Origin of the sequence: Cloacibacillus sp., from assembly GCF_020860125.1 — a bacterium.
In the GTDB taxonomy this organism is placed as follows: domain Bacteria; phylum Synergistota; class Synergistia; order Synergistales; family Synergistaceae; genus Cloacibacillus.
This window is the reverse complement of sequence record NZ_JAJBUX010000118.1, coordinates 78,928-102,136: the sequence shown is the minus strand read 5'-3', so window position 1 is coordinate 102,136 and position 23,209 is coordinate 78,928. Positions and strand designations below refer to the sequence as shown.

Sequence of the window (23,209 nt, the reverse complement as noted above, 5' to 3'; positions counted from 1 at the left end):
TCCCCCCAGCCACAATTTGCCTTAAATGACTTGTAAAATCTCCAAACTATCGTAATATACTTACCAGATTTAGAATCAAGTCCCGAAAGGACGGAGATCCATTTTGCGCATTGTGCTTGTCGGAGCGGGCGAAGTCGGATACAGCGTAGCCAAAAATTTATCGTCGGACGGACATAATATCATCATCATCGAAGACAGCGAGGAACGGGCCGAAAGGGCTGAGAACTCTCTTGACGTAATGGTGATCAGGGGCAACGGCGCCCGTCCGAGCGTGCTCGCAAAGGCCGGGATAAGGGAGGGCAGCTCCGATATCTCGATGCTCATCGCCTGTACCAATAAGGACGAGGTCAACCTCATGGCCTGCTGGATAGCGAAGAGGATGGGCGTGCCTCACGTCATCGCGCGCGCCGTAGGCTTGGAGTTCACGGACAATGAGAGCTGGGCGAAGGATCTCGGCATCGATATGCTAATCTCGCCGGAACGCTCCGTCGCGAAGGAGATAGAGGAGCTGCTCGAGGTACGTTCCGCTATACACGCGAACGAGATCGCCGGAGGGCGCGCGGGGATTTATGTCTTCCGCATCGCGCAGGACTCCCCCCTCAAGGGGCTTCAACTTTATGAAATACGTAAAAATAATCCGAATATGATCATGCTCGTCGTATGCATCAGGCGCGGGGAGCACTCGTTCGTCCCCAAGGCGATGGACGTATTGCAGGCGGGAGACCTCTGTTATACCATGTGCTACCGCTCGATAGTCTTCGATATAGAGCGGCTCTTTCAGCCCTCCAAATCAAAACGCCTCAAGCGGGTCTTCATCGTCGGCGCAGGAAAGGTCGGCTACCAGACCGCGGCGAGGCTCATATCCCATATCCGCGGCATCGAGGTGCGCCTTGTCGACGAGGACCGCGCCAAGTGCGAAAAACTCTCCCGCGAACTGCCGGAGGTGATGGTGCTCTGCGCAAACGGTTCGGACACGGAGTTCCTGCTCTCCGAGGGCATCGCGGAGGCCGACGGCTACGTGGCGGCGACGGAGCACGACGAGACGAACCTCATGCTTTCGGTACTCGCGAAAACCCTCGGCGTATCCAAGAGCATCGCGGTGGTGCGCCGGTCAAATTATCTTGAAATGACGAACCATATACCGGTCGACGCGATCGTCAACCGCAACCAGACGCTCGCCGACGTCATCACGCGCAGCGTCCGTTACCCCGGCTCTTCGAGGGTGCTGACGGTGCTCGAGGAGATCAGCGCCGAGGCCGTTGAGATAACGCTGTCCAAAGACTCGCCCGCCAACGGCATGAGCCTCATCGACCTGAAGATGCCGCCCGGCTCGCTGATCGGACTGCTGGAGCGCGGAAGCGAAATGCTGATCCCTACCGGCGAAACGGTCCTCGAAGCCGGCGACAAGGTGGTCGTATTCGGCACTGCTGCCGTTATGGACACGGCCATGCGTCCCTTCGGAGAGGACAACTCTTGAATTACAGGATCGTCGCGCGTTTTCTGTCAATACTTATACTGACGATAACCGCTTCGATGGCCTTTCCGCTGGCCTGGGCGCTGAAGGACGGCAGCGACGATATTCACGCCTTCCTGCTCTCCGTGCTGACCGGGCTGGCGATGGCGGCGGTGCTGCACATAGCGGGGCGCAGCTCCTCAAAGGACGAACTGGGGACGCGCGAGGCAATCGCCGGCGTCGCCTTCGCCTGGGTGGTAGCCTCTCTACAGGGCTGCATGCCCTATATGCTCGGCGGATATATTCCCGCCTTCACCGACGCCTACTTTGAGGCGATGTCCGGATTTACGACAACAGGAGCCACCGTCCTGCGGAATGTCGAGGTGATACCGCGTGGCATTCTCATGTGGCGCGCGCAGACACAGTGGCTCGGCGGCATGGGGATCGTCGTCCTCGTAATCGCGATGCTGCCGCTCTTCGGCATCAACATGACCCAGCTCTTCAAGGCCGAAAGCCCAGGTCCCAGCCTCGAAAAGACAAGTCCCCGGATCACCGATATGGCGATGATGCTGTGGAAGGTCTATATGGGGCTGACCGTCGTCGGCATCGTCCTGCTGGTCCTCGGAGGAATGTCGGTCTATAACGCCACCGCCCATATCTTCGCCGCCGTATCGACGGGGGGATTCTCCACCCATAACGCCAGCGTCGCCTTTTACAATTCCGCATATATTGATTATATTCTCACGCTTATAATGTTTCTCTCCGGCGCAAACTTCAACCTCCACCTCGCGGCCATTCGCGGCGGAAGCCTGCGCCCCTACCGCGACTCGGAGTTCCGCTTCTACACTGTGGTAGTAGGGTCCTCCATTCTGATGATCTGCGCCGTACTGCTCTGGAAGGGAATATACGGCAGCTTTGCCGACGCCCTGCGCTACGCCTCCTTCCAGGTGGTCAGCATCATCACCACGACCGGCTTCGCCACCGCGGACTACGCGCTGTGGCCGATATTCACACAGCTCCTTCTGCTCTTTCTCATGCTAGTGGGTGGCTGCGCGGGGTCGACCGCGGGAGCGATCAAGTGCGTGCGTTTTCAGGTCGTCCTCAAAGGAGCCGCCGCGGAGCTCAAAAAAATGGTCCATCCCAACGCGGTCGTCGCGATCTTTCAGGGACGCGGTACGGCAAGCCCCTCGATGGTCACCTCCTCGGCCTGCTTCATCACCATCTATTTCCTAATATGGGGAGCCTCATCGCTTGCCGTCAGCTTAAACGGCAACGATATCGTAACCTCGATAAGCGCCGTGGCGGCCACGCTGAGCAACGTCGGTCCCGGATTGGCGGAGGTCGGCCCCGTCTGCAACTTCGCCGGACAGAGCGCCTTCGCGAAATGGGTCTACACCTTCGACATGCTCTGCGGACGACTTGAACTATATACGGTGCTCCTCCTCTTCACCAAAGATATCTGGAAGAAGTAACGTAAAAAAGGCCTATTTTTATCCACAAAGTTAGTCACACTATCACTAGTGTTTTGTGGATAAGATGTCAATATATATAGTGTATTTTACCTTCCAAAACGGCAGTTTTATGTTATTATAAATAAAGGCTGCGTAAAAAACGCGCCTGCCAATTAAAACTATGTTTTTATCTCGGAGGTCTGTCATCATGATCATAAAGCCAGCTTTCAGCCCCTCAGCCAAAGATATTTTACGCGACCGTTACCTGTGGCGCGACGAGAACAGAAACCCTATAGAGAAACCGGAGCAGATGCTTGAACGGGTCGCCAAACATGTCGCGGGCGCGGAATCAAGTCTTGCCATGCAGTATAAATGGGCGGACGAGTTCTATGACGTGATGGCGGAACTTCTCTTTCTGCCCAACAGCCCCACCCTCATGAACTCGGGACGCCCCGCGCCGCACGGACAGCTCGCGGCCTGCTTCGTCATCGGTGTGGAAGATTCTATGGAGGGCATCTGCGAGGCTCTGCGCAAGCAGATGCTGATACACAAGAGCGGCGGCGGCACCGGCTTCAACTTCTCGAAGCTCCGCAGCGAGGGCGCGAAGGTCAACAGCACCAACGGACGCGCCTCCGGCCCCGTATCCTTCATGGGACTCTTCGACAAGGCGACGGAGACGGTCCAGCAGGGCGGCATGCGCCGCGGCGCCAACATGGGTATTCTCAATATCGACCACCCCGATATTCGTAAGTTCATCCACTGCAAGGACAAGGACGGGACGATAACGAACTTCAACATCTCCGTCGGCGTCTTTGACGATTTCATGGAAAAGGTCAACAGCGACCCACGGGGCGAGGAGGCGGCGCTGCTTGCGGAGATAGCCGATTCGGCCTGGCGCACGGGCGATCCGGGGATAATCTTCCTTGACGCGATAAACCGCGGCAACACCACGCCCAACCTCGGAGAGCTCACCAGCACAAACCCCTGCGGCGAGTCCCCGCTCTACCCGAACGAGGCCTGCAACCTCGGTTCGATAAATATCGCCAAGATGGTAAAAGAGGGCGCCTTTGACTATGAACTGCTGGGCGAGGTTTCCGCGGTGGCGACGCGCTTCCTCGACGACGTCATCGACGTCAACCACTACCCGCTGCCTGAGATCGCCGAGGCGGTGAAGCTGACGCGCAAGATAGGGCTCGGAGTCATGGGCTGGGCCGACCTGCTCTTCCAGCTCCATATTCCTTATGACAGCAAAGAGGCCTACGAGCTCGCGGAAAACATCATGCGGACGATCCAGCAGAGGGCGCACGAAACATCGGTGGCCCTCGGCAAAGAGAAAGGCATACCGGAGACACTCGCGCACCTTGGACGCCGCAACGCGACGCTCACCTGCATTGCGCCTACCGGCACGATTGCCCTGCTCGCCAACTGTTCCTCCGGCATAGAGCCGCTCTTCGCTCTCGAGCATACGCGCGTGCGCACACAAACGGACGGCACAAAAGTTATCATGAAGCAGGTGAACCGCTACTATGAGCGGGCCCAGAAAGAGGGACTCTCGGAAGAGGTCATGAAGAGGGTCTTCGTCACCTCCCACGACGTGTCTCCCTCGGCCCACGTCCGTATGCAGGGCGTCTTCCAGCGTTACACCGATCTCGCCGTCTCCAAGACGGTCAACCTCTGCCACGAATGCAGCGTTCAGGATGTGCTCAACGCCTACACACTCGCCTGGAAAGAGGGCTGCAAGGGCATCACTGTCTACCGCGACGGCTCAAAATCAAGCCAGGTGCTCTACAGGAAAGAGGACGAAAAGAAGGCCGAAGAGGACAGCACGCAAAAATCAGCGCCGAAGGGCGAACCGGTGCCGGTGATGGCGGCGGCTAGACCGCGCTTCGTGCTCAAAAGGCCGCAGTAAAGAACAACCCTTTACGCCGGTAATACAAACAGACAACCCCCCGCGGCCCAACCGCGGGGGGTTGTATCTCTCATGTTCACGTAATTCCATCCTGATATATTCGTCAGGTGAGGCACAACGACGGAATGCCGTTTAAACGGCCAGCTCCCGGCTCTCTCCCTTCATATTAGACAGGACGGCCTTCGCCCCGTCAAGATAGAATATCTCAAAGACGCCGTCGCCAACGGAATAGATATTTTTCAGCGCCGGCATAACTTCCAGAGCCTTCGCCTGCGCCGCCTCCGTCGTCGCGAATACCGCCTTGCCAGAGATACGCAGCGTGTTGCCATCGCTGTCGCAGCCACAGATCTCCACCTTGGGATTATTTACCATCTGTTTATACATATTTTTCTTATTACCAGTACAAAAAGTCAGCTTTTCCCGCCATTCCATGACAAAACCGAGAGGCCGCACACGGGGCTGGTCTCCCTCCTCCGTCGCCAAGTAGTAGACTCCGACCTTGTTTAAAAAATCGAGAACTTCTTTCATCGTCAACACGCTCCTTTTCTAAAAAGTTGTATTCGCAGACACCTTACGGTATAACTTTATTATAGAATAACAATGAAATAAGAACAGAGTGATTTATTACTTAACAGGAAAAAATCTATCGATTATTGAAACCGGGGTAATTGTCTATGTGGATAGCAGATGAAAAAAACGCCAGGCGCCTCCGCGGCGGGACGGAGCCATCCATCCCCATAGAGGCCCCGTGCGCCGCAGGAGCGGCCGCTTTCCTATGAACCGCCGCGTGACCGTTACTACGGAAGAGCTTTCGTCTTACAGCGGCGAAATCAGCCATCGAGAGGCGGTCGCCGTAACTCTGGAGACAAGCGGAGCAGACCCACGCAGTGACGGGCTCGCAGCCCTGAATCTGGCATGGGGCGATAGCACAATGACCGTAGACTGCCTCTCCCTTCCCTTAGAGGCGCTGAGCCCCCTGCGGGAGGTGTTAGAATCGCCGCCGGTGAAAGTATTCTTCAACGCTAAAACCGACCTGCAGTTTCTCCTCTCCGCCGGCATTAACCCCACAAAAATATTCGACGTCACACTCGCGGATCAGCTGCTCTCCGAGAGCGGGCATCGGAGCGCCGGGCTTGAGGAGATCGCGCGGCGCTGGCTGAAGGAAGAGACCGCCGCGGAGGCTGATGTTCTGCTGCGGCTGCGCAGGGCGATGATCGGGAAGCTCAAGGAAAAGGGATTGGTGGGAATCGCGAAGATCGAATTCGACTGCGCGGCGGCCCTCGCCCAGATGGAATATCACGGAATACAGCTCGACCTCGCGGCCTGGCAGAGGCTGACCGCCAGAGCGGAGGAGGAAAAGAGGGAGGCCCTTGAGGAGCTGCGCCGCTTCGGCGGGCAGCGCCCGCTCCAGACGACGCTCTGGGGTGAGGCCGACGCCTCCGGGGATAACTTTGACAGCAACCTCCATATCCTGTCGCTGCTGCGGGAACACGGCATCGAAGTGAAAAGCACCTCGAAGGCGGCGCTCGCCGCCCACCGTTCGCACCCGCTGGTCGCGGCCCTCTCGCGCTACCGCGCGGTCTCAAAACAGCTCTCAACCTATCTGCTGCCGATCCCTAAGATGCTCCATCCGAAGACCGGACGGCTTCACCCGCAATATGTCCAAATCGCCGCGTGGACGGGGCGTATGAGCTGCTATGCCCCCAACATCCAGCAGATACCGCGCGGCAAAGAGTTCAGAGGATGTTTCATCGCCCCCGCCGGACGCCTGCTGCTCATCGCGGACTATCCGCAGATCGAACTGCGCGTCGCGGCACAGATCACGGGGGAACGGCGGATGCTGGAGGCCTACAGAAACGGCACTGACCTACACGGCCTGACGGCGTCGCTTATTTTGGGAAAACCGCTCGCCTCTGTCAGCCGGGAGGAGCGGCAGTATGCGAAGGCCGTCAACTTCGGCCTGATTTACGCCATGGGCGCGGAGGGGCTGCGCCTCTCCGCACGGCAGTCCTACGGTGTGGAGATGACGCACGAGGAGGCCGAACGCTTCCGCAGACTGTTTTTCGAGGCCTATCCGTCGATCAGAGAGTGGCACGCCGCACTCAGCCGCGGTCGCAGCCCCAAGGGCAGAACGCTTACCGGACGGAGATATTATTTTCCGCAATGGTACGGCCTGCTGGCCCACAGCAACGCGCCGGTACAGGGGACTGCCGCCGATATTCTCAAGCTGGCGCTTGGGCGGCTGGCAATCGATCTGTCGGGGAGCGAGGCCTTTATCGTGGCCACCATCCACGATGAAGTCATCGTGGAATGCCCGCAGGAGAACGCCGCCAACTGCGGCGGCCTGTTGAAGCGGGCGATGGAGGAGGCGGCCCGCGCCATCCTTCCTGATGTTCCAACCACGGTCGATGTGCGCGCCGCCCGGCGTTGGTCGGAAAAGTAAAGGGGGCCGCGCGGCGCTCCCCTCTTTCTGCAAATCCCTGTCTGGTACCAAAGACGCAGATACGCCCGTCGTCCTCGCCGGCGGCCGCTATTCCGCATAAACCGCCCGTGATGAACATTTTTCCAACACCGCCGGGCAAACAAAAAGGCCCGGCACTCCGCGCCGGACCCTATATTTTATCCATATCAACCCCACCTATCCGCGTGAGGGCGTTTTTAGTCGAGGCAGTTGCCCCATTTCTTCATAATGATGTCGCGGAAGTCTCCCTCGCCCAAGTATAAATCACTGCTCAGCATATCGGCGTAACAGCAGATGTAGTCGTCAAGCTCGCGTGAGGTAAAGCCGTAGCCGAGAGCCCTGATAGCACCGCGGCGCTCCTCTTCAGGCATCTGGGAAATTTTTATCAGCCTCTCCGGGGCTCTCATCAGCTCGCTGACGAAATCCTTAGCATCCAGTGTACACATGCCAATACCTCTTCCACAGATTCCAACTTGATACCATTATGGTATAGGGCAAAATGCCTATGTCAACATCTGTCTTATCCCTCTGGCGGCGCTGTCACCATACTATATCCTATAAGATATTATCGATTCCACCATGGAATTTCAATGAGCTTTACGGCTCAATATTCCAGATAGGAATGATTTAATGTTCCTAATAGTTCTTTGCCTTATAAGTACCGTTCTGGAATAATCGAACTATGGAAATATTTAACGAGCGGCTGAAAACCGCACGAAAACGTAAAAATATGTCCCGCGCCAAGCTGGCCGAGATGCTCTGCGTCACGCCCGCGACTGTGACCCGCTGGGAAAACGGCGATCGTGAGCCTGACTTTGCCACGACCAGGAGGATCGCCGACGCTCTGGAGACGACGATCTCCTTCTTGCTCGGTGAGATAGACAAACCGGCTCCATTTATCATCGTCCCGACCTATATCCTTCCAGAGGACCAGTTTCACACGAAGGTGGCGGTGCCGTCACAGGACGAGGCACTGCTGGATCTTTTTCATACTTTGGAATCGCGCGAACGCGAAGAGGCCATACAGTTTATCAGATTCAAAAAATATCTCTCATCGAAAAAAGAGGAACGGCAATAAAAGATGCCCGTCAAAGGGAATCCCCTTCGCGGGCGCACGTTACGTTTTTTATTTAACCGACGCTATTTCTCCGTGTTTTCGGTTTCGTCGTCTTTTCTGAGCGCGGTGGCCGGAAGCTCTATGATCTCGCTGGCCTCCTCTATCTCCTCTTCGTCAGCCGCGACATTTACGGCGTCGGGATTTCGCCGCCGTCTGTGGCTCACGACCTCCGGGTCATCCTCGGTATATACCATCCGGCGGGAAGAGGGTTCTTCGTCTTCCGGAGGCGAGAAGTCACGCGAGGTATAGACGCGAAACGACTGTCCCCCGGTGAGGAATTTATATACGATCACCGCGCAGATCAACAGGCCGATAAATCCGATGATGAATATCATCGCCGGGAAGGCAAAGCCGAAGATCAGCGTTCCGATCAGCAGAAATAAGAGAAATCTCATCTATATCCCCCGTGTTCTATGATTTTTTGCTCCGCTTGGCCTTCCCGCCGGAGGCGCCGTAGAACTTGCTGAAGGCGCCCTGCGGTTTGTTGTCGGAGCCTCTTTTGGCGGATGTTTTCTTGCCCGCGGTCCCCCTGGCGGCAGCCCCGCGAAGCTCTTTTTTATCCCCGCCGCGTTTTTCATCGGAGCTCTTCTTCGGAAAGGCATCCTGCTTCTGAATGGGTTCTCGTTCCGTACGGGCGTCGCGCCGCAATGAACGCGGCGTCTCTTCGCCGTCGCCTCTGTAGCTGGGGCGGGCCTCTTTCATCTTACCGCTGCGGTAGCGCTCCTGCGGATCGCGGTCGCTCTTCCTGCGCTTGCCGCGCTCCGCGACAAAGCCTCCCGAGGGTTTCAAGGGCGTCCTCTTTGACGCCTCTCTGCGCGGCAAAGCTTCTTTCCGTGGATCGGCGGTGGGCGCAGCCGTCCGCTCACGCCTATTCTCCGGCGCCATGTCGGCCTTCGTGAGTGAGTACGCGGGCGCTTCAAGCGGCGCGGAACCGCCGCCGACCGTTTTGCGGCGCAGCTGCCCGCAGGCCGCGTCTATGTCCCCGCCCTGTTCGGAACGGATCTCCGTCTCGAAACCAGCGGTCTGAAGGATGTTGCGGAAACGCAGCACATCCTCGGCCTTAGGCCTCTCGTAGCGTCCGTCGACGGCGTTGAAGGGGATGAGGTTGACAAATACATGGATACCTTTAAGAAAACGCACCAGTTCACGCGCCCTCTCCACGCTGTCGTTGACCCCTCCGAAGAGGGCGTATTCTATCGACACCCTGTCGCCCGTAGACTCCTGGTATTCCTGCATCACGCGGCGCAGGTCGGCGATCGGATAGGTCTGGTTCACCGGCATCAGGAAGCTGCGCAGCTCGTCGTCGGCGGCGTGGAGCGAGACCGCGAGGCGAACGCCGAGACCGGAGGCCGCAAGCGCTTTGATTCCCGGGATCACCCCGGAGGTCGATATTGTGATGTGGCGGATACCGAGGCTGCGCAGCTTAGGGTCGTTCAGCATACGCACAGATTTTAAGACGGCCTCCGTATTCAGGAACGGCTCTCCCATGCCCATGTAGACGACATTGTTCACCTCGCGCCCGATATGCTTCTCGATCGCGAGCACCTGCCCCGCTATCTCTCCCGCGCTCAAATTGCGCACGAAGCCAGAAAGCCCCGTGGCGCAGAAGGTGCACTGCAGCGGACAGCCGACCTGCGTCGAAATGCAGGCCGTGAGGCGGTCGCTGTACTTCATCAGCACAGATTCGACGGATTCGCCGTCCCGCAGCTGCCACAAAAATTTCCGCGTCCCGTCCTGCGAACGCTGCTCGCGCACAAGCACCGGATAGGCAAAGTCCATCTTCTCCGCGAGCTTCTCGCGCAGCGGCTTGGAGAGGTTGGTCATCTCCTCCGTATCGTCGGTGTGTTTCTGCCAGAGCCACTGGCATATCTGGTCGGCGCGGAACTTCGGCTCCTCCAGCCCCTTCTCAATATATTCCTTCCATTCGCTGTTGTCCAGCTCTAATGCGTATCTCTTCTCTGCCATCTTTTTACCCTCGTTTTTTGTCAATTACTCAGACATTTTGATTTTATTCAATAGTTTAACAGCCTATGGGGAATATTAGCAACGGGCAAAGCCTTTATTGCGCAAAAATCTATTGACGCACGCCCGCGCCCGGTTCAAACATAAGTATAGCATAGGGGATGGGACGCTCCCTGTCGCTGGCGTTGCTCGGCAGCGTAAAGGTCATGCCGCGCCACCAAAGAGAGCTCGAGCCGCCGCCGTCGAGGTTGAGCGCCGTCTTCAGCGAGAGCCAGCCGCAGAGGCGACGCAGCTCATCGATCGTCATCCCCACGCTGTGCATATTGTCGCGCCCGTCGACGACGCCCCAGAGAACGCGCCGCCCGTCCGTTCCCACGAAGGTGCGCGGATGGCGGAAGTCAAGGACGTTGGGCTGGATCTTCTCCGTATTCTCCGACGGCGTCCCGTTCTTCACCAGCAGCGGCCCCGCCTGCAGCACCTCCGTGAATTTATCGAAGCTGTGGTCACTGGCGATGCTCGCCGTCTCCTTGCCGTCGATAAAGACATACTCGCCGCTCTCGTTCCAGCCAAAGGCCGAACGGTTCGGCCAGAACTTCGCGTTATCCGTATAGCCCTGACGGCGCAACACTCCGATCGGCTTCGCCCCCGCGAAGTATCCGCCGTTGATGCCGCCGATCACGCCGTAGTTCTCTCCCGCGATCGTCGCCAATGGCGCCTTGTTGGCCCCCACCATCACCGCGGTAGCGATCTGGCAGGGGATATTTTTCATATCGACGGCCAGCACCGCGGCGAAAAGCGGTTCGTTGACCCCCTTCTTCATGTCTCCCGTCGCGGGGCCCGCGGGATCGCCCACTCCGTGCTTTATCATGATCAGCTCCGTACCCTCCCAGGCAAAGGAGGCCTTCCAGCGCGCCTCCTTCCGGCACTCCTTGAGCCACGCCGATATCTGCGCGACGTCCTCAGAGGTCACCGGCGCGGAGAGATCGGCCCGTACCGCTTCAGGCGGCAGCGGGTTCATCGTCGAAGCGATATAGGATACCCCCTCCACCTCCGGCCATTCGGGAAGAATACCGATCTGATCCACGGCCTTGATGACGAAGCCCCAGCCCATCGATTCCAGAGAGAGGCGCAGCGCGTCGGCGCGCGTCAGCTCCCCCGCGACGCCCGAAAGCTGCTTCTGCGGCACCTCATGGCCCAGCGCCTTGAATATCGCCGGTTTCACCTCGGCCGCCGTCAGCGCGTCGGCCGGAGCCGCGGCGAAGGCGATCAGAGGAAGGGCAAAAACCACCGCCAGCCCGGCAAGCGTCTTGTCTCTAATTTTTTCAAATTTACCTTTTCTCATATTTTATCCTTTGTGTCTCCATTTCCCGGTTTATCATGCCCCGGCTCGATACTTCGCGGGCATCTGCATATTTTATACCACTTATCAGCAGATGTCTCCGCAGTATTTTCCGTTCCGCCGCGCCGGATATCTCCTATCTTTTGTAACAAAAATATGTGGCGATTTTATGAGGACGAGAAAATCCTGCCGGCGGCCAGCGACCTCGCGACGGCGCAAAAACCCCGCGCGCCGTAAGTGCTTCTTGCGTAATCGGCCGCGTTGTGATATAAAATTGAAAACAGATTGCAGTTTAAGGAGCGAGACTGATGGCGGAACGCGGCAGATATAAAACAAAACACCACGAGTCCGTGCGCGAGGTCCTTCGTAATGATTCCTCGCGCTGCTTCACAGTCGACAGCCTCTGCGAACTTCTCAACAAAGATGGGCATCACATCGGACGGACGACCGTCTACCGCCAGCTCGAGAAGATGGCGGCCGACGGCGAGGCGCTGAAATATATCTCGGAAAAGGGGGAGTCGGCCTCCTACCGCCTCTGCGGCGAAAGCTGCCGCCTCCACCTGCATCTGAAATGCCTCAAATGCGGCAGGCTGACCCACCTGGACTGTTCCGCGGCGCAGAGCTTCTCGGAACATCTGCTCGAGGACCACACCTTCCGGCTCGACCCGTCAAAGACGGTGATCTACGGCTACTGCGGCTGTACCCCTGACGAAGGCGGGGAAGAAATATGACCGTCCGATGCCGCGCGCCACGCCTTATGGCGCTGCTGCTCTTCCTCTCCATCCTCTTTCTGCTTACGGCGCTTCCGCTGCACCGCGCCGGGCACCTTTGCACCGGCGTCGGCTGTCCCGTCTGCCTGTCGATAAGCAGGTGCCAGACGGACAACACCGCCCCGCTGCCCACTTTACAGGACGGCGCGGGGGCTCTTGAGGGATATACCAGCCTGCCCCTGCCGCCGCAGTCACAATGCATCCTCGTCCGCACCCTCACCGCCCTCAAGACGGAGATGAATAAATAGGGGCTCCTCCATACCCCGGCAACGATAAAAATATAAAAAATATTAGAAATTATGGAGGTAACACCCTATTATGAAAAAATATCTCTTGGTATTGGCATGCGCGGCCATTCTGATAATAGCAGCCGCTGTCATTTATCTGTTCACCGGAGGAAAAACGCCGGCTATCGCCTTAAAGGGGACCTCGAAACCAAAGGTGATCACGACGATATTCCCGCAATATGACTTTGCGCGCGCGGTCGGCGGCGATAAAATAGAGCTCACTATGCTGCTCAAGCCCGGCATGGAGAGCCATTCCTACGCCCCCACGCCGCAGGACATCGTCAACATCCAGAACTGTGACCTCTTCATCTATATCGGAGGAGAGAACGACGTATGGGCGGATAAGATACTCGATTCTATAGACAAAGAGCACCGGCCACAGGTACTGAAGCTCATCAGCTGCGTATCCCCCGTGGAGGAGGAGCTGGCGGAGGGCATGCAGGCGGAGGCCGAGGATCATGATCACGACAAGGAAGAGGAACATGCCCACGGGGCAGAGGATAAGGATGGGCAAGACCATAATCATGACAACGAAGTCGAATATGACGAACATATCTGGACCTCGCCGCGCAACGCCGAAAAGATGACGGCCGCGATCATGGACAAGCTCATCCTCATAGACCCGCAGAACCGCTCCGCCTATGAGGAAAACGCCAAGGCATACATCGCGGAGCTGGACAGGCTGGACAAGGACTTCCGCCAAGCAGTCTCCAACGTCCAGCGGCACCGCCTGATTTTCGGCAACCGCTTCCCCTTCCGCTATCTGACCGATGAATACGGCCTGAAATACTCAGCGGCCTTCCCCGGCTGCGCGGCGGAGAGCGAGGCCAGCGCCGCGACCATCGCCTACCTCATAAACAGGGTGAAAGAGGAGAAGATCCCCGTCGTGTTCCATATCGAGATGTCCAACGAGAAGACCGCCGACGCCATATGCCGCGAGACGGGAGCCAGGAAGATGCTCCTGCACGCCTGTCACAATATCTCCCGCGAAGAATATGAAAGCGGCGCAACCTATGTCAAGCTGATGCGGAAAAACCTCGAGAACATCAAAGAGGCGCTCAACTAAAATGGCGGCCTTTGTATGCAGCGGCCTCAGCGTGGCCTACGGCGGCAGGGAGGCGCTCTCAGACGTCGATTTCGAGCTGCCCTGCGGCGCCTTCCTCGCGGTGGTCGGTGAAAACGGCTCGGGAAAAAGCACCCTGATAAAGGCGCTGCTCGGCCTGATAAAGCCCTCGTCGGGGTCGATACGCCTGGGCGGCGGCCTTAAAAAAAGAGACATCGGCTATCTGCCGCAGCAGAGGGAGGCGCGTAACGACTTTCCCGCCACCGTCTACGAGATCGTCATCTCGGGAAGACTTGGCCACATCGGCCCGCGCCCCTTTTACAACCGGCGCGACCACCGGGAGGCCGAGAAAAACCTCCGGCTGGCCGGCATCTGGGAGCTGCGTACAAGGGCCTTTCGCGAACTTTCGGGCGGCCAGCAGCAGAGAACGCTGCTGGCGCGCGCCCTCTGCGCCTCCGGCGGACTGCTACTGCTCGACGAACCGGCTACGGGACTTGACGCGGAGGCGGCGGAAAGTATGTACGCGCTGCTGCGTAAGATAAACGCCAACGAAAAGGCCACCGTCATCATGGTGACGCACGATCTCGCGCGCGCCCCCTCCCTGGCCAGCCACATCCTCGAACTCAGCGGCGGGCAGAAATATTTCGGAGAGCGCGCGGGCTGGCCCGGCCACGGCGCGGAGAGCGGCGCCAATGCTTGATCTCATCACGGAGATGTTCTCCTACCAATTCCTCGTGCGCGCCGCCTCCGTCGGGCTCATGGTCTCGCTCTGCTCCGCGCTGCTGGGGGTCAGCCTCGTCCTCAAACGCTACTCTATGATCGGCGACGGCCTGTCACATGTGGGCTTTGGGGCCCTCGCGGCGGCGGTGGCGATGGGGACCTCGCCGCTGGGAATCACCATTCCCGTGGTCGTCGCGGCGGCTGCGGTGCTCCTGAGGCTGACAGACAACAGCGGCATCAAAGGCGACGCCGCGATCGGACTGATATCGGTCAGCTCGCTCGCGGCGGGAGTGACGGCGATATCGCTCTCCGGCGGCATCAACACCGACGTCTGCAACTATATGTTCGGCAGCATCCTCGCGATGAGCAAAAGCGACGTCCGGCTCAGCATAATGTCCTCGGCGGGAGTGCTGCTGCTATTTCTCCTCTGCTACAACAGAATATTCGCCGTCACCTTCGATGAGGACTTCGCAAGGGCCACCGGCGTGGAGGCGGGCCTCTACAACATGGTGATCGCCGTGCTCACGGGAGTGACGATCGCCGTCGGCATGAGGCTGATGGGGGCGCTGCTCATCTCCGGGCTGATAATATTCCCCGCCGTCACCTCGATGCACTTCTTCAAGAGCTTCCGCGGCGTGGTATTCTCCGCCGCCTCCGTCTCGCTCTCCTCGTTCCTCGTCGGGCTTGTACTCTCGTACACGGCAAGCATGCCGGCGGGCGCGAGCATCGTGCTTGTGAACCTCGCCTTCTTCCTCATTTTTACCGCGGTGGGCAGGCTGAGATGAGACGGCCTCTCTTTGCGGCGCTCTGCCTGCTGATCCTCTGCGCCGCGCCGCTCTCCGCGGCGGAAAAGGTGATCGAGATAAAAGAACGAGTCTTCGTCTCGCTGACCAACGAAATATACCTCAACGCCGAAGACTACATCGGCAAAAAAATACGGCTGCAGGGCATATTTGAAAAATACACCGACGACGATACGGGAGAGACCTTCTACTCCGTGACGCGCCAGGGACCCGGCTGCTGCGGCACGGACCTCAACCCCGGCTTTGAGGTGAAATGGGACAAGCCCTACCCCCGCCCCGGCGTTTGGGTCGATGCGACAGGCGTCCTTGAGGTTTACGAAAAGGAATATATACGCCTCCGTCTCACGGAGCTCAAGGTGCTACCCGCTAATGTGAAACTGAAGCGCTACGTGCAGTAAAAAATCCGCCGGCGGGCGGCGAAAAGATTTTCTTGACATCGCCGCCGGAAGTCAGTATAATTCCTTTTGTCTTTTGGGGGTATAGCTCAGTTGGGAGAGCGCTTGAATGGCATTCAAGAGGTCAGCGGTTCGAACCCGCTTATCTCCACCAGTAAATAACAAGCCTTGCAATCAGTAGATTTGCAGGGCTTTTTCTTTTCTTAAAGGGCTTATATATGACAAACGTCAAACCATCGGTATCTAATAGAATCTAAAGATCTGAGACTGAGATATTATATGTTTTTGAAAAGCTGTTATGCAGCAGCACTAATGTGCCATACATACCATAAGTATGTAAAAAAAGCGGGAAGCTCGCTCCCCGCCCCTTTCGTATTTACTGTTACATAAAAATAAAACCAGGCAGGGTGACATTCCCGCATCTCCTAACCTCTTGCGAGGGGCGACGGCTGCCCGTTCCGTCCTCAGGGTTTTATTTTTTATGTTTATATAGTATGAAATTATGGATTTTATGTCAAGGGTTTCTGGACGAAAGTTGTTTTAGTGTACCTGACTTTATAAAGTTGTAGATTTTCGTCTCGCTTATAACATATAGTGATCTTACGAAAAGGACACCACTGTTTGAGACTCTGACAGCAACTTTTACGTATTCCACATTTACCGCATATTGTTTTATATATTCTATCGAATGATCTTTGGCGCTGACGCCAACATAGTCTGGAGCCATAATTATGGACGCAATGTCTGCGCCATATTTCGCGTAGTCTTCGGGATGTCTTGCCTTCATATGGGTAATGTTACCAGCACCGATAAGTATCGGCGCATCAGCAATATATGGTAGGGAAAGCAATGTCTTGATCTCCGCTGAAAGTGTTCCGATAAGCGCATTCGCCATTATTTTTCCTCCCTACGCGCAATTATAGCATAGGCTGTATCTGTAGGGACGCCGTGTACTTATTTATCCAAACCATCGCTGCATACCAGCAAAAGCGCGCCTATACCGCTTTCTTGAGCTCCAGCTCCCTTCGGTCCTTTTTCTGCACTACCCTGTAGATGGCGAGACAGATGATGGCGACGATAAAATCCATCATCGGCTGTACGGCCATTATCCCGTACATCGGCCAGACGATGTTCATCACGATCATGAAGGGAATGTCTATCGCGCCTTTGCGCAAAAAAGAGATGAACAGCGCCGGCGTGCCTCGCCCTGTCGCCTGGAAGAAGGCGATGACGAGGAAGAATATCGCCAGAAAGGGCGTTGACATGCAGTGCAGGCGCAGGAATACCGCCCCCAGCTCCACTGCCCGGACGTTATCGATGAATATTCTGATGATGAAGGGCGCGAAAGATTCGCAGAGCGCCAGATAAGAGAAGGTGACGCAGAGCGAACAGACGCCCGCGAAATATGCGCACCGCCAGAGGCGTTTATAGTTCCCGGAGGCATAGTTATAGGCCAGGAGAGGAATGACGCCGCTGCATATCCCCTGAACGACGTAGGTAGGCACCATATCGACCTTCTTGACGATGCCGACGGCGGAGAGGGCGCTTGCCGTGTAGGAGGCCATCAGATAGTTCAGCACCGCGTTGGAGAGGACGCTCATCATGGACTGGATCGAGGAGGGCAGCCCCACGAAGAATATCTCGCCGGCGACGCTCTTTTTGAAACGGAAATACTTCGGAGAGAGCGAAATGACATTTTCCCGGCGCGTGCGGAAGAGGTAATAGAGAAGATAGAATGTCGCCGCGATATTGGAGATACAGGTGGCGATGGCAGCACCCTCCATCCTCAGTCCCAGCCCCCAGTCGTAGATAAAAAAGGGATCGAGCAGCATATTCAGCAGCCCGCCGAAACTCATGCCGAAACTTGCCTCGCGCGACGCTCCCTCGGAGCGGATCAGGTGCGCGAGCACCATGTTCATAACCGTCGGCAGACCGCCGACACCCACGGTCCAGAAGAGATAGCCGTTCGCATAACCTATCGTGCCTTCGTCCGCGCCGAGCATGCGCAGCAGCGGCACGCGCCATATCATCGTGAGCAGCGAATAGGTCAACGCGGCGGCCACGGCCATCCAGGCGCTTGAGGCCCCGGCCTCGCGCACGCGCGCGTAGTTATGCTCGCCAAGCGACCTTGAAAGCAGGCTCGCGCCGCCTATACCAAAGAGGTTCGCAAGCGCGGAGAGCATGAGAAAGGTGGGGAATATCAGCGTCACCGCCGCCATCATGTTCGTATCGTTGAGCTGCCCGATGTACCAGGTGTCGGCGAGATTATAGACCATGGCGATGATCTGGCTGATGACGGTGGGCACGGCGAGGGCCGCCACGGCCTTTGGCACAGACATCGTCTCGAATATTTCAACTTCCCTCTGGCTCAGTCTGTTGTCCATAACGCCTCCCGCTCCACAAATGAAATATATTCCACTAAAAAATACACATAGGCTACATTATATCTCTCTTTGCGCGACAGGCCAAATGGCAGGCGCGGACGAAGCGGCGCGTGATCATATGACGCAAACCGCAAAAACCTGCGAAAAACTACGCCGGAGGCGCAATTTATGCGGCTATTTTCACTTTTCCTATTGCTTTTTTGCCCCGCCGTAAAGTATCATTGAATGCTGAAGATAAAGGAGTATGAGCTAATGATTCTATATTTCAGCGGAACCGGAAATAGCCGCTACGCGGCACAGGTGATCGAGACGGTCACGAAGGATGAAACGGCCTTCCTCAACAGGCTTATGAAGCATGACACCGGGGCGGCGATAAAATCTGAAAGGCCCCTCGTCTTTGTCGCGCCGGTCTACGCGTGGCGCATCCCGCGCGCCGTCGACAGCTTCATCCGCGCGGCTTCCTTCGAGGGCTGTAAAAAAGCCTACTTCGTCGTCACCTGCGCCTCAGAGGCCGGCAACGCCGTGCATTACGCGAAGAGGCTCTGCGAGTCGAAGGGGCTGGAGTTCATGGGGCTCGCCTCCGTAGACATGCCGGAGAACTACGTGGCGCTCATGAACGTACCGGACCGGGAGCGATCCGAGAGCATAATCAGGGCGACGACGCCGCAGATATTCGCGATCGCCGAGAGCATCAGCCGTGGAGCCTATATCAACGATTACAGACCATCTTTTATTGATATCCTAAAAAGCGCCGTCGTCAATCCCCTATTCTACCTGCTGGCGGTAAAGAGCAAATCCTTCCACGCCACCGATAAATGCACCGGCTGCGGCAGGTGCGCCGAGCTCTGCCCGCTGAACGGCATCGAGATCAAAGAGGGACGCCCATCATGGAACGGACGCTGCACCCACTGCATGGCCTGCATCTGCGGCTGCCCCGCGGAGGCAATCGAGTACGGTAAGCGTACGGCTGGCAAAAGGCGCTACTACAACGAGGGCTACAATACGAAACCGGCCTCAGAATAAGGCAACTCTACATGCAGCCTGACGGGAAATGGGAATTATACGAACCGGCGCGGCTTGAAGCCTCTCTGGAAGAGCGGCTTCTTGACATCTGGGAACAGGCCATGCTCGCGACGCACGACTTTTTCGGAGACGGCGGCTTTCCGTACTGCGTATGAGGCTGAAATAAAATAGTTGAGAGCTCCGCGTCACTGACGCTGCGGATTCAGATAACTGCCGATAAAACCGAGCCGTTTATTATACAGCCTGACGATCATCCCGACGATAAAGGCCGAGATCACCGTCCCCTCCCCTATCCCGTTCAGCCCGCGGAAAAACAGCAGCGAGAGCGTCACCGCCGTGAGCATCAGCGTGATATCGAAGCCCGCCTTGACGACGCCGAACTCCTTATTCAGCACCTTAGAGATCGCGTAGACGGCCCCCTCCCCGGGGATCATCAGGACGTTCGCGTAGACCTCGAGGCTGATGCCGAAGGCGAGTATCGCGCAGCCCGCCGCCAATGAGACGAGCTTCGCGGCATAGCTCACCGGCGCGAAGGAGGCCAGAAGCAGCATACTCACGTCGATAAACCAGCTGAATACAAAATTCACCGCGATCTGCAGCAGCTGGATCTTCTGAAAATCACGCCGCAGCAGCAAAAGCTGCAGGAAGATAAACAACATATTGAGGACGAAGGAACATTCCCCCAGCGTCGGCGTGAAACGCAGGCTGAACACATAGGGAACGCTGGTTATCGGCGAAGTGCCGAGGCTGGCCTTTGTGATAAAGCTGATTCCGAATGAATTGATGAGGACCCCGAGAATAAATACCAGATAACGTTTTATAAGCAAAACATTCAATTTCATGTAACCTCTTTTCAAATACAACCCCTATATGATATTACCGGCATTTTTTATTGTCAAACAGCGTGGCGGGGAAAACGGGGCAAACACATTAATAAAGACCGGCAGCGCATCTAAACGCCGATTTAGCTTTTGACAGGGTAAACGATAAATTGCGATTTAGCTTTGATAGGGTAAAAAATAAATAGCGGTTTAACTTTTCTTTTGACTTTGCCCTTACAGCCTCCCTCTCCGAGGGAGGTGTCGGCCGCCTGCTTTTGGCGGCTGACGGAAGGAGTGTTGCTCTGTTTGGCGCGGAAACCGCGCCAAACAAAGCCCGCGGCGAAAGCCGTGGAAGAACCTAAGGTCAACTCTCCCTCAGTCTCGACGGAAAAACACCGCCGAGCCAGCTCCCTCGGAGAGGGCGCCTTTAAGAGCAAGGGCAAAAGCTAAACCACTATTTATCTCTTTTCCTATCCAAAGGAAAATCGTTATTTATCTCTTTTCTCTGACCAAAGGTGGATCGGCGTTTAGACGCACCGCTGATTTAGCTCAACAGGACCTGAGCCCGACGACAAAGACGGCGGCTAAGAGCCGCCGTCACATACAATTGCCCCACATATCCATCACAATATCGCGCAAGTCGCCGGGGCCGAGCAGACGGCGCTCTTCTTCCGGTATGAGGTAAAATTCGCGGCAAAGCACGTAGTCCAGTTCCTTAGGGGTGAATGAGTATCCGAGCGCGCGGAGTGCCATACCACGTTCATTTTTGGGCAGCATGGCGATCTCAATACATTTACCGCGTATAGTTGCATCTTCCATCAGGTCACGGAAGAATCGTTTCGAGTCTTTTAAGCGCAATCCGTCTCACTCCTGTTCTGCGGTTGGGGGGTACGGCCTGTTACCTCCGGCAGACTATTTTCGAGAAAGATTTTATTCTTTCCCGCGTATAAGCATTTCACGGAACTTTCTATCAATATCGCCACTCGTGAACCATCAGGCAAAAGATGAGGAAGAGGCAGATTGAAAAAAGTATCGCGATCAACAGCGGCGCGTGAAATCCTTGATGTTTCGCAGACATCCGATCATCTCCCGGCATAATGGCACACGGAACGGAGTTTTACATTCTCCGTTCCGTGTTTTAGCCTTTATTTTTCGCCTTTGTTTTTCCTGACTGCACAGGGAAGGAGCGCCAAAAGCGCGAGCGCGCCGAGCCCCAGCCCAGCGTTGCAGCCGCCGGAACCGCCTCCTGAGCCGCCGGAGCCCGGCGTAACTTTAACCGCACACTCGGCGCCCGCCGTGCCATCCGCGGTGGAAACTTTTATCATACATTTTCCCTCGGAGAGCGTGGTGACATTACCCTGTCCGTCCACTTTGGCTATCTTTTCGTCGCTGCTGCTCCAGACGAGCGGCTGTTCTGCTATGCCGTTAAAGGAGACTGTGATTTTTTCCTTTGTACCTTTGTGCATAGTCATAGAGGCCAGTGTCAGGACGATGCCCTCCGCCTGCGTTTTTTCCGTCACTGTCACCGCGCACGACGAGGTTTTGCCGCCGGGCGTGGAGGCCGTTATGACGGCAGTTCCCGCGCCAAGCGCCTTTACGACGCCTGTGCTGGAGTTTACTGCGGCAATATCCGGCTTGTCGCTGCTCCAGATTATCTTTTCGGAGGCTCCTTCGGGAGCAAAGATAACGGATAACTGCGTGGCATATCCTTTAACAATGGTAAGTGCGGAGGGGTTCACCTCTATAGCAGTGGTCTTAGGGGCAGGCTCTTCGACAACATCCTCTGACAGCGCCTCCTGCGGCCTGCCCGTACCGGTGCCGGCGAGGAGTTTAGGCATGCTCGCGAAGTCTGTCATATAGTTATGATTGTTGCTGCGCCCTTCGACCAAGACGTGAAGACTGTCTCCATCCCTAAACTCCGGAATTGTAAAGTTTGCGGAGCCGTCCCTGTCAGCCGCCGAGGCGAGGCTTTTTATCCTGCCGTAGTAAACGGCCCTGTCTCCTTCGGTCACAACCGCGGCAAGATGATATTCCGGACCGGTAGAGGCCCCCGCGTATTCTATCGACAGCTTAATATCAGTGCCCGGAGCCACAGCGCCCGTCGTAAGCGCGGCTGATGACAGTTTATATTTATCAGCAGCTATAGTGAGCTTCTGCTCGCACCTGCCCTTATAGTCGGAGGTATAGTTCTGCTTTAACAGGACAGACGTCACGCCGCCGCCCTTGCCTCCGTTCGCGGGGGAGGTAAAGATGACGTTTTTCATATTTAAGTAAAAGGCGGGGCGAATCCCGAGAATCCAGTTATAGATGGGGTTGCCGGCAAGCATACCGGAGGGAAATACATTCACCACTTCGTGATCCGCCAGGTCGTTCGCAATAGAACGGGTCCACCAATATCCAGCAAGTGTTCCATTCTTGTCACAGTAGGCCGTCTGTTCGGCATCGCGCGCTGGATCTCCGTTTCCGCCACTGTCAAAACCATACCTTTTATCCTGAAGCTCCGCGGTAGAGAGCAGAAAAATTCTGTCGTCTGTGTTGGGTCCTGTAGGAATATCATTTGAAAAAAGCTTTACACTGTTGTCCAGATTCACCTCTAATATACAATTCTGTTCGCCTGAAACAAAGGCCCTTTCGTAGAAGCTGTAATCTTTGGGATTTTCGACAACATGCCCCGTAATATCCGCCGATACGGAGGGCACGTATTTTTTACCATTGAGAAATTTACGTATCGGGGATTCGCTCCACCATAGCCAATATTGAGAAGGACGGCTAGTGGGGACTTTATTAAAATACATACAGTCCAGCACCTTCTCGGATAGCAGGAACCCCTTATCGCCGCTGACCTCAAGCACACGCCACGCGATAGGTCCGGCTGAAAAATCTCCCGAGGCATTCTTAGTCTGAGGATAGGTCCCGTAATAGACTACGTCCGCGCTTGTCAGCGCCGCCGCGGGCCGCGCCGTATTCAGTATGAGTGTAAGTGAAAGTAAGAGAAGAATTAAAATAAATGGACAGGAATATCTTAAACTTGATTTTACTTTCTGGGGGGGCACTCTCGTTCAATGCAAAAATATTACAGTGGTCTCTGTTCTGAGTTTTCAACATAGTTCGCTCCTTCATATTATTTTTATCTTATTGGTAGGTGATTTTACCGAGTATAGTATAGCATAATTTACTTAATCTAGGCAATTTATTCGTTCAGCACCTTTTTTATCTTTCTGCGGATCTTTTTGAGGCGCGCCCCTGGTAAC

At 56.2% G+C, this 23,209-nt stretch carries 23 protein-coding genes and 1 tRNA gene; 14 read left to right on the top strand and 10 right to left on the bottom strand.

Annotated features, from left to right (window positions below):
- Positions 1–112 precede the first annotated feature (112 nt).
- From trkA to LIO98_RS14690, 3 genes are all read left to right on the top strand, one after another.
- A complete protein-coding gene (gene trkA / locus LIO98_RS14700) occupies positions 113–1,477 on the top strand; it encodes a Trk system potassium transporter TrkA (protein ID WP_291958866.1) in 1,365 nt (454 codons plus the stop codon).
- Entirely contained in the window at positions 1,474–2,925 is a 1,452-nt protein-coding gene (locus LIO98_RS14695; RefSeq protein ID WP_291958848.1) for a potassium transporter TrkG, read from the top strand. Before trkA ends, LIO98_RS14695 begins: the two co-directional genes overlap by 4 nt.
- 187 nt (positions 2,926–3,112) lie before the next feature.
- Positions 3,113–4,813 carry an adenosylcobalamin-dependent ribonucleoside-diphosphate reductase gene (locus tag LIO98_RS14690; RefSeq protein WP_291958846.1) on the top strand — a complete coding sequence of 567 codons (1,701 nt, stop codon included), beginning with the start codon at positions 3,113–3,115 and terminating at the stop codon, positions 4,811–4,813.
- Positions 4,814–4,945: 132 nt separating this feature from the next.
- Here LIO98_RS14690 and LIO98_RS14685 read toward each other — a convergent pair whose 3' ends face one another.
- Positions 4,946–5,341 (bottom strand): pyridoxamine 5'-phosphate oxidase family protein, encoded by a 396-nt coding sequence (locus LIO98_RS14685; protein WP_291958844.1) that lies wholly within the window; start codon positions 5,339–5,341, stop codon positions 4,946–4,948.
- Between the two features lie 247 nt (positions 5,342–5,588).
- On the opposite strand from LIO98_RS14685, the gene LIO98_RS14680 reads away from it, so the two are divergent.
- Entirely contained in the window at positions 5,589–7,256 is a 1,668-nt protein-coding gene (locus LIO98_RS14680; protein ID WP_291958842.1) for a DNA polymerase, read from the top strand.
- 215 nt (positions 7,257–7,471) lie between these two features.
- On the opposite strand, the gene LIO98_RS14675 is transcribed toward LIO98_RS14680, so the two are convergent.
- Positions 7,472–7,720, bottom strand: coding sequence for a hypothetical protein (locus tag LIO98_RS14675; protein WP_291958840.1), 249 nt, complete (start codon positions 7,718–7,720; stop codon positions 7,472–7,474).
- 236 nt (positions 7,721–7,956) lie between these two features.
- Between LIO98_RS14675 and LIO98_RS14670 the strand changes: the two genes are divergently transcribed.
- Complete coding sequence (locus LIO98_RS14670) at positions 7,957–8,352, top strand: helix-turn-helix domain-containing protein (RefSeq protein WP_291958838.1); 396 nt, start codon at positions 7,957–7,959, stop codon at positions 8,350–8,352.
- 62 nt (positions 8,353–8,414) lie between these two features.
- Here the strand turns inward: LIO98_RS14670 and LIO98_RS14665 are convergent, their stop codons facing one another.
- The 3 genes from LIO98_RS14665 to LIO98_RS14655 all read right to left on the bottom strand — a co-directional run bounded on the left by LIO98_RS14665 (position 8,415) and on the right by LIO98_RS14655 (position 11,695).
- Positions 8,415–8,786, bottom strand: a complete 372-nt coding sequence (locus LIO98_RS14665) for a hypothetical protein (RefSeq protein WP_291958837.1) — start codon at positions 8,784–8,786, stop codon at positions 8,415–8,417.
- Positions 8,787–8,802: 16 nt separating this feature from the next.
- Positions 8,803–10,356, bottom strand: coding sequence for a 23S rRNA (adenine(2503)-C(2))-methyltransferase RlmN (rlmN, locus tag LIO98_RS14660; RefSeq protein ID WP_291958836.1), 1,554 nt, complete (start codon positions 10,354–10,356; stop codon positions 8,803–8,805).
- 109 nt (positions 10,357–10,465) lie between these two features.
- Positions 10,466–11,695 (bottom strand): phosphodiester glycosidase family protein, encoded by a 1,230-nt coding sequence (locus tag LIO98_RS14655; RefSeq protein ID WP_291958835.1) that lies wholly within the window; start codon positions 11,693–11,695, stop codon positions 10,466–10,468.
- A gap of 305 nt (positions 11,696–12,000) precedes the next feature.
- On the opposite strand from LIO98_RS14655, the gene LIO98_RS14650 reads away from it, so the two are divergent.
- From LIO98_RS14650 to LIO98_RS14620, 7 genes are all read left to right on the top strand, one after another.
- Positions 12,001–12,423, top strand: a complete 423-nt coding sequence (locus tag LIO98_RS14650; protein ID WP_291958834.1) for a transcriptional repressor — start codon at positions 12,001–12,003, stop codon at positions 12,421–12,423.
- Positions 12,420–12,710, top strand: coding sequence for a hypothetical protein (locus tag LIO98_RS14645; protein WP_291958833.1), 291 nt, complete (start codon positions 12,420–12,422; stop codon positions 12,708–12,710). The genes LIO98_RS14650 and LIO98_RS14645 overlap by 4 nt, the downstream gene beginning before the upstream one ends.
- A gap of 70 nt (positions 12,711–12,780) precedes the next feature.
- Entirely contained in the window at positions 12,781–13,815 is a 1,035-nt protein-coding gene (locus LIO98_RS14640) for a metal ABC transporter substrate-binding protein (RefSeq protein WP_291958831.1), read from the top strand.
- 1 nt (position 13,816) lies between these two features.
- On the top strand, positions 13,817–14,512 hold the full coding sequence (locus LIO98_RS14635) for an ABC transporter ATP-binding protein (protein ID WP_291958829.1): 696 nt from the start codon (positions 13,817–13,819) through the stop codon (positions 14,510–14,512).
- Entirely contained in the window at positions 14,505–15,317 is an 813-nt protein-coding gene (locus LIO98_RS14630; protein WP_291958828.1) for a metal ABC transporter permease, read from the top strand. Before LIO98_RS14635 ends, LIO98_RS14630 begins: the two co-directional genes overlap by 8 nt.
- Positions 15,314–15,733 carry a hypothetical protein gene (locus LIO98_RS14625; protein ID WP_291958827.1) on the top strand — a complete coding sequence of 140 codons (420 nt, stop codon included), beginning with the start codon at positions 15,314–15,316 and terminating at the stop codon, positions 15,731–15,733. Before LIO98_RS14630 ends, LIO98_RS14625 begins: the two co-directional genes overlap by 4 nt.
- Before the next feature lie 75 nt (positions 15,734–15,808).
- Positions 15,809–15,884 (top strand) — tRNA-Ala (locus LIO98_RS14620).
- A gap of 360 nt (positions 15,885–16,244) precedes the next feature.
- Here LIO98_RS14620 and LIO98_RS14615 read toward each other — a convergent pair.
- Both LIO98_RS14615 and LIO98_RS14610 read right to left on the bottom strand, forming a co-directional pair.
- Positions 16,245–16,625 (bottom strand): PBECR2 nuclease fold domain-containing protein, encoded by a 381-nt coding sequence (locus tag LIO98_RS14615; RefSeq protein WP_291958826.1) that lies wholly within the window; start codon positions 16,623–16,625, stop codon positions 16,245–16,247.
- Between the two features lie 100 nt (positions 16,626–16,725).
- The gene (locus tag LIO98_RS14610) at positions 16,726–18,114 is read right to left on the bottom strand and encodes an MATE family efflux transporter (protein ID WP_291958824.1); all 1,389 of its coding nucleotides are present in this window, start codon (positions 18,112–18,114) and stop codon (positions 16,726–16,728) included.
- A gap of 252 nt (positions 18,115–18,366) precedes the next feature.
- Here LIO98_RS14610 and LIO98_RS14605 point away from each other — a divergent pair, with 252 nt between their 5' ends.
- Both LIO98_RS14605 and LIO98_RS14600 read left to right on the top strand, forming a co-directional pair.
- Positions 18,367–19,137, top strand: a complete 771-nt coding sequence (locus tag LIO98_RS14605) for an EFR1 family ferrodoxin (protein ID WP_291958822.1) — start codon at positions 18,367–18,369, stop codon at positions 19,135–19,137.
- 11 nt (positions 19,138–19,148) lie between these two features.
- A complete protein-coding gene (locus LIO98_RS14600) occupies positions 19,149–19,292 on the top strand; it encodes a hypothetical protein (protein ID WP_291958820.1) in 144 nt (47 codons plus the stop codon).
- Between the two features lie 30 nt (positions 19,293–19,322).
- Here the strand turns inward: LIO98_RS14600 and LIO98_RS14595 are convergent, their stop codons facing one another.
- From LIO98_RS14595 to LIO98_RS14585, 3 genes are all read right to left on the bottom strand, one after another.
- The gene (locus LIO98_RS14595; protein ID WP_229712374.1) at positions 19,323–19,973 is read right to left on the bottom strand and encodes a DUF6198 family protein; all 651 of its coding nucleotides are present in this window, start codon (positions 19,971–19,973) and stop codon (positions 19,323–19,325) included.
- A 582-nt stretch (positions 19,974–20,555) separates the two neighbouring features.
- Positions 20,556–20,816: a hypothetical protein gene (locus LIO98_RS14590; RefSeq protein ID WP_291958816.1), complete on the bottom strand. Its 261-nt coding sequence runs from the start codon at positions 20,814–20,816 to the stop codon at positions 20,556–20,558.
- Positions 20,817–21,103: 287 nt separating this feature from the next.
- A complete protein-coding gene (locus LIO98_RS14585) occupies positions 21,104–22,810 on the bottom strand; it encodes an Ig-like domain-containing protein (protein WP_291958815.1) in 1,707 nt (568 codons plus the stop codon).
- Positions 22,811–23,209 lie beyond the last annotated feature (399 nt).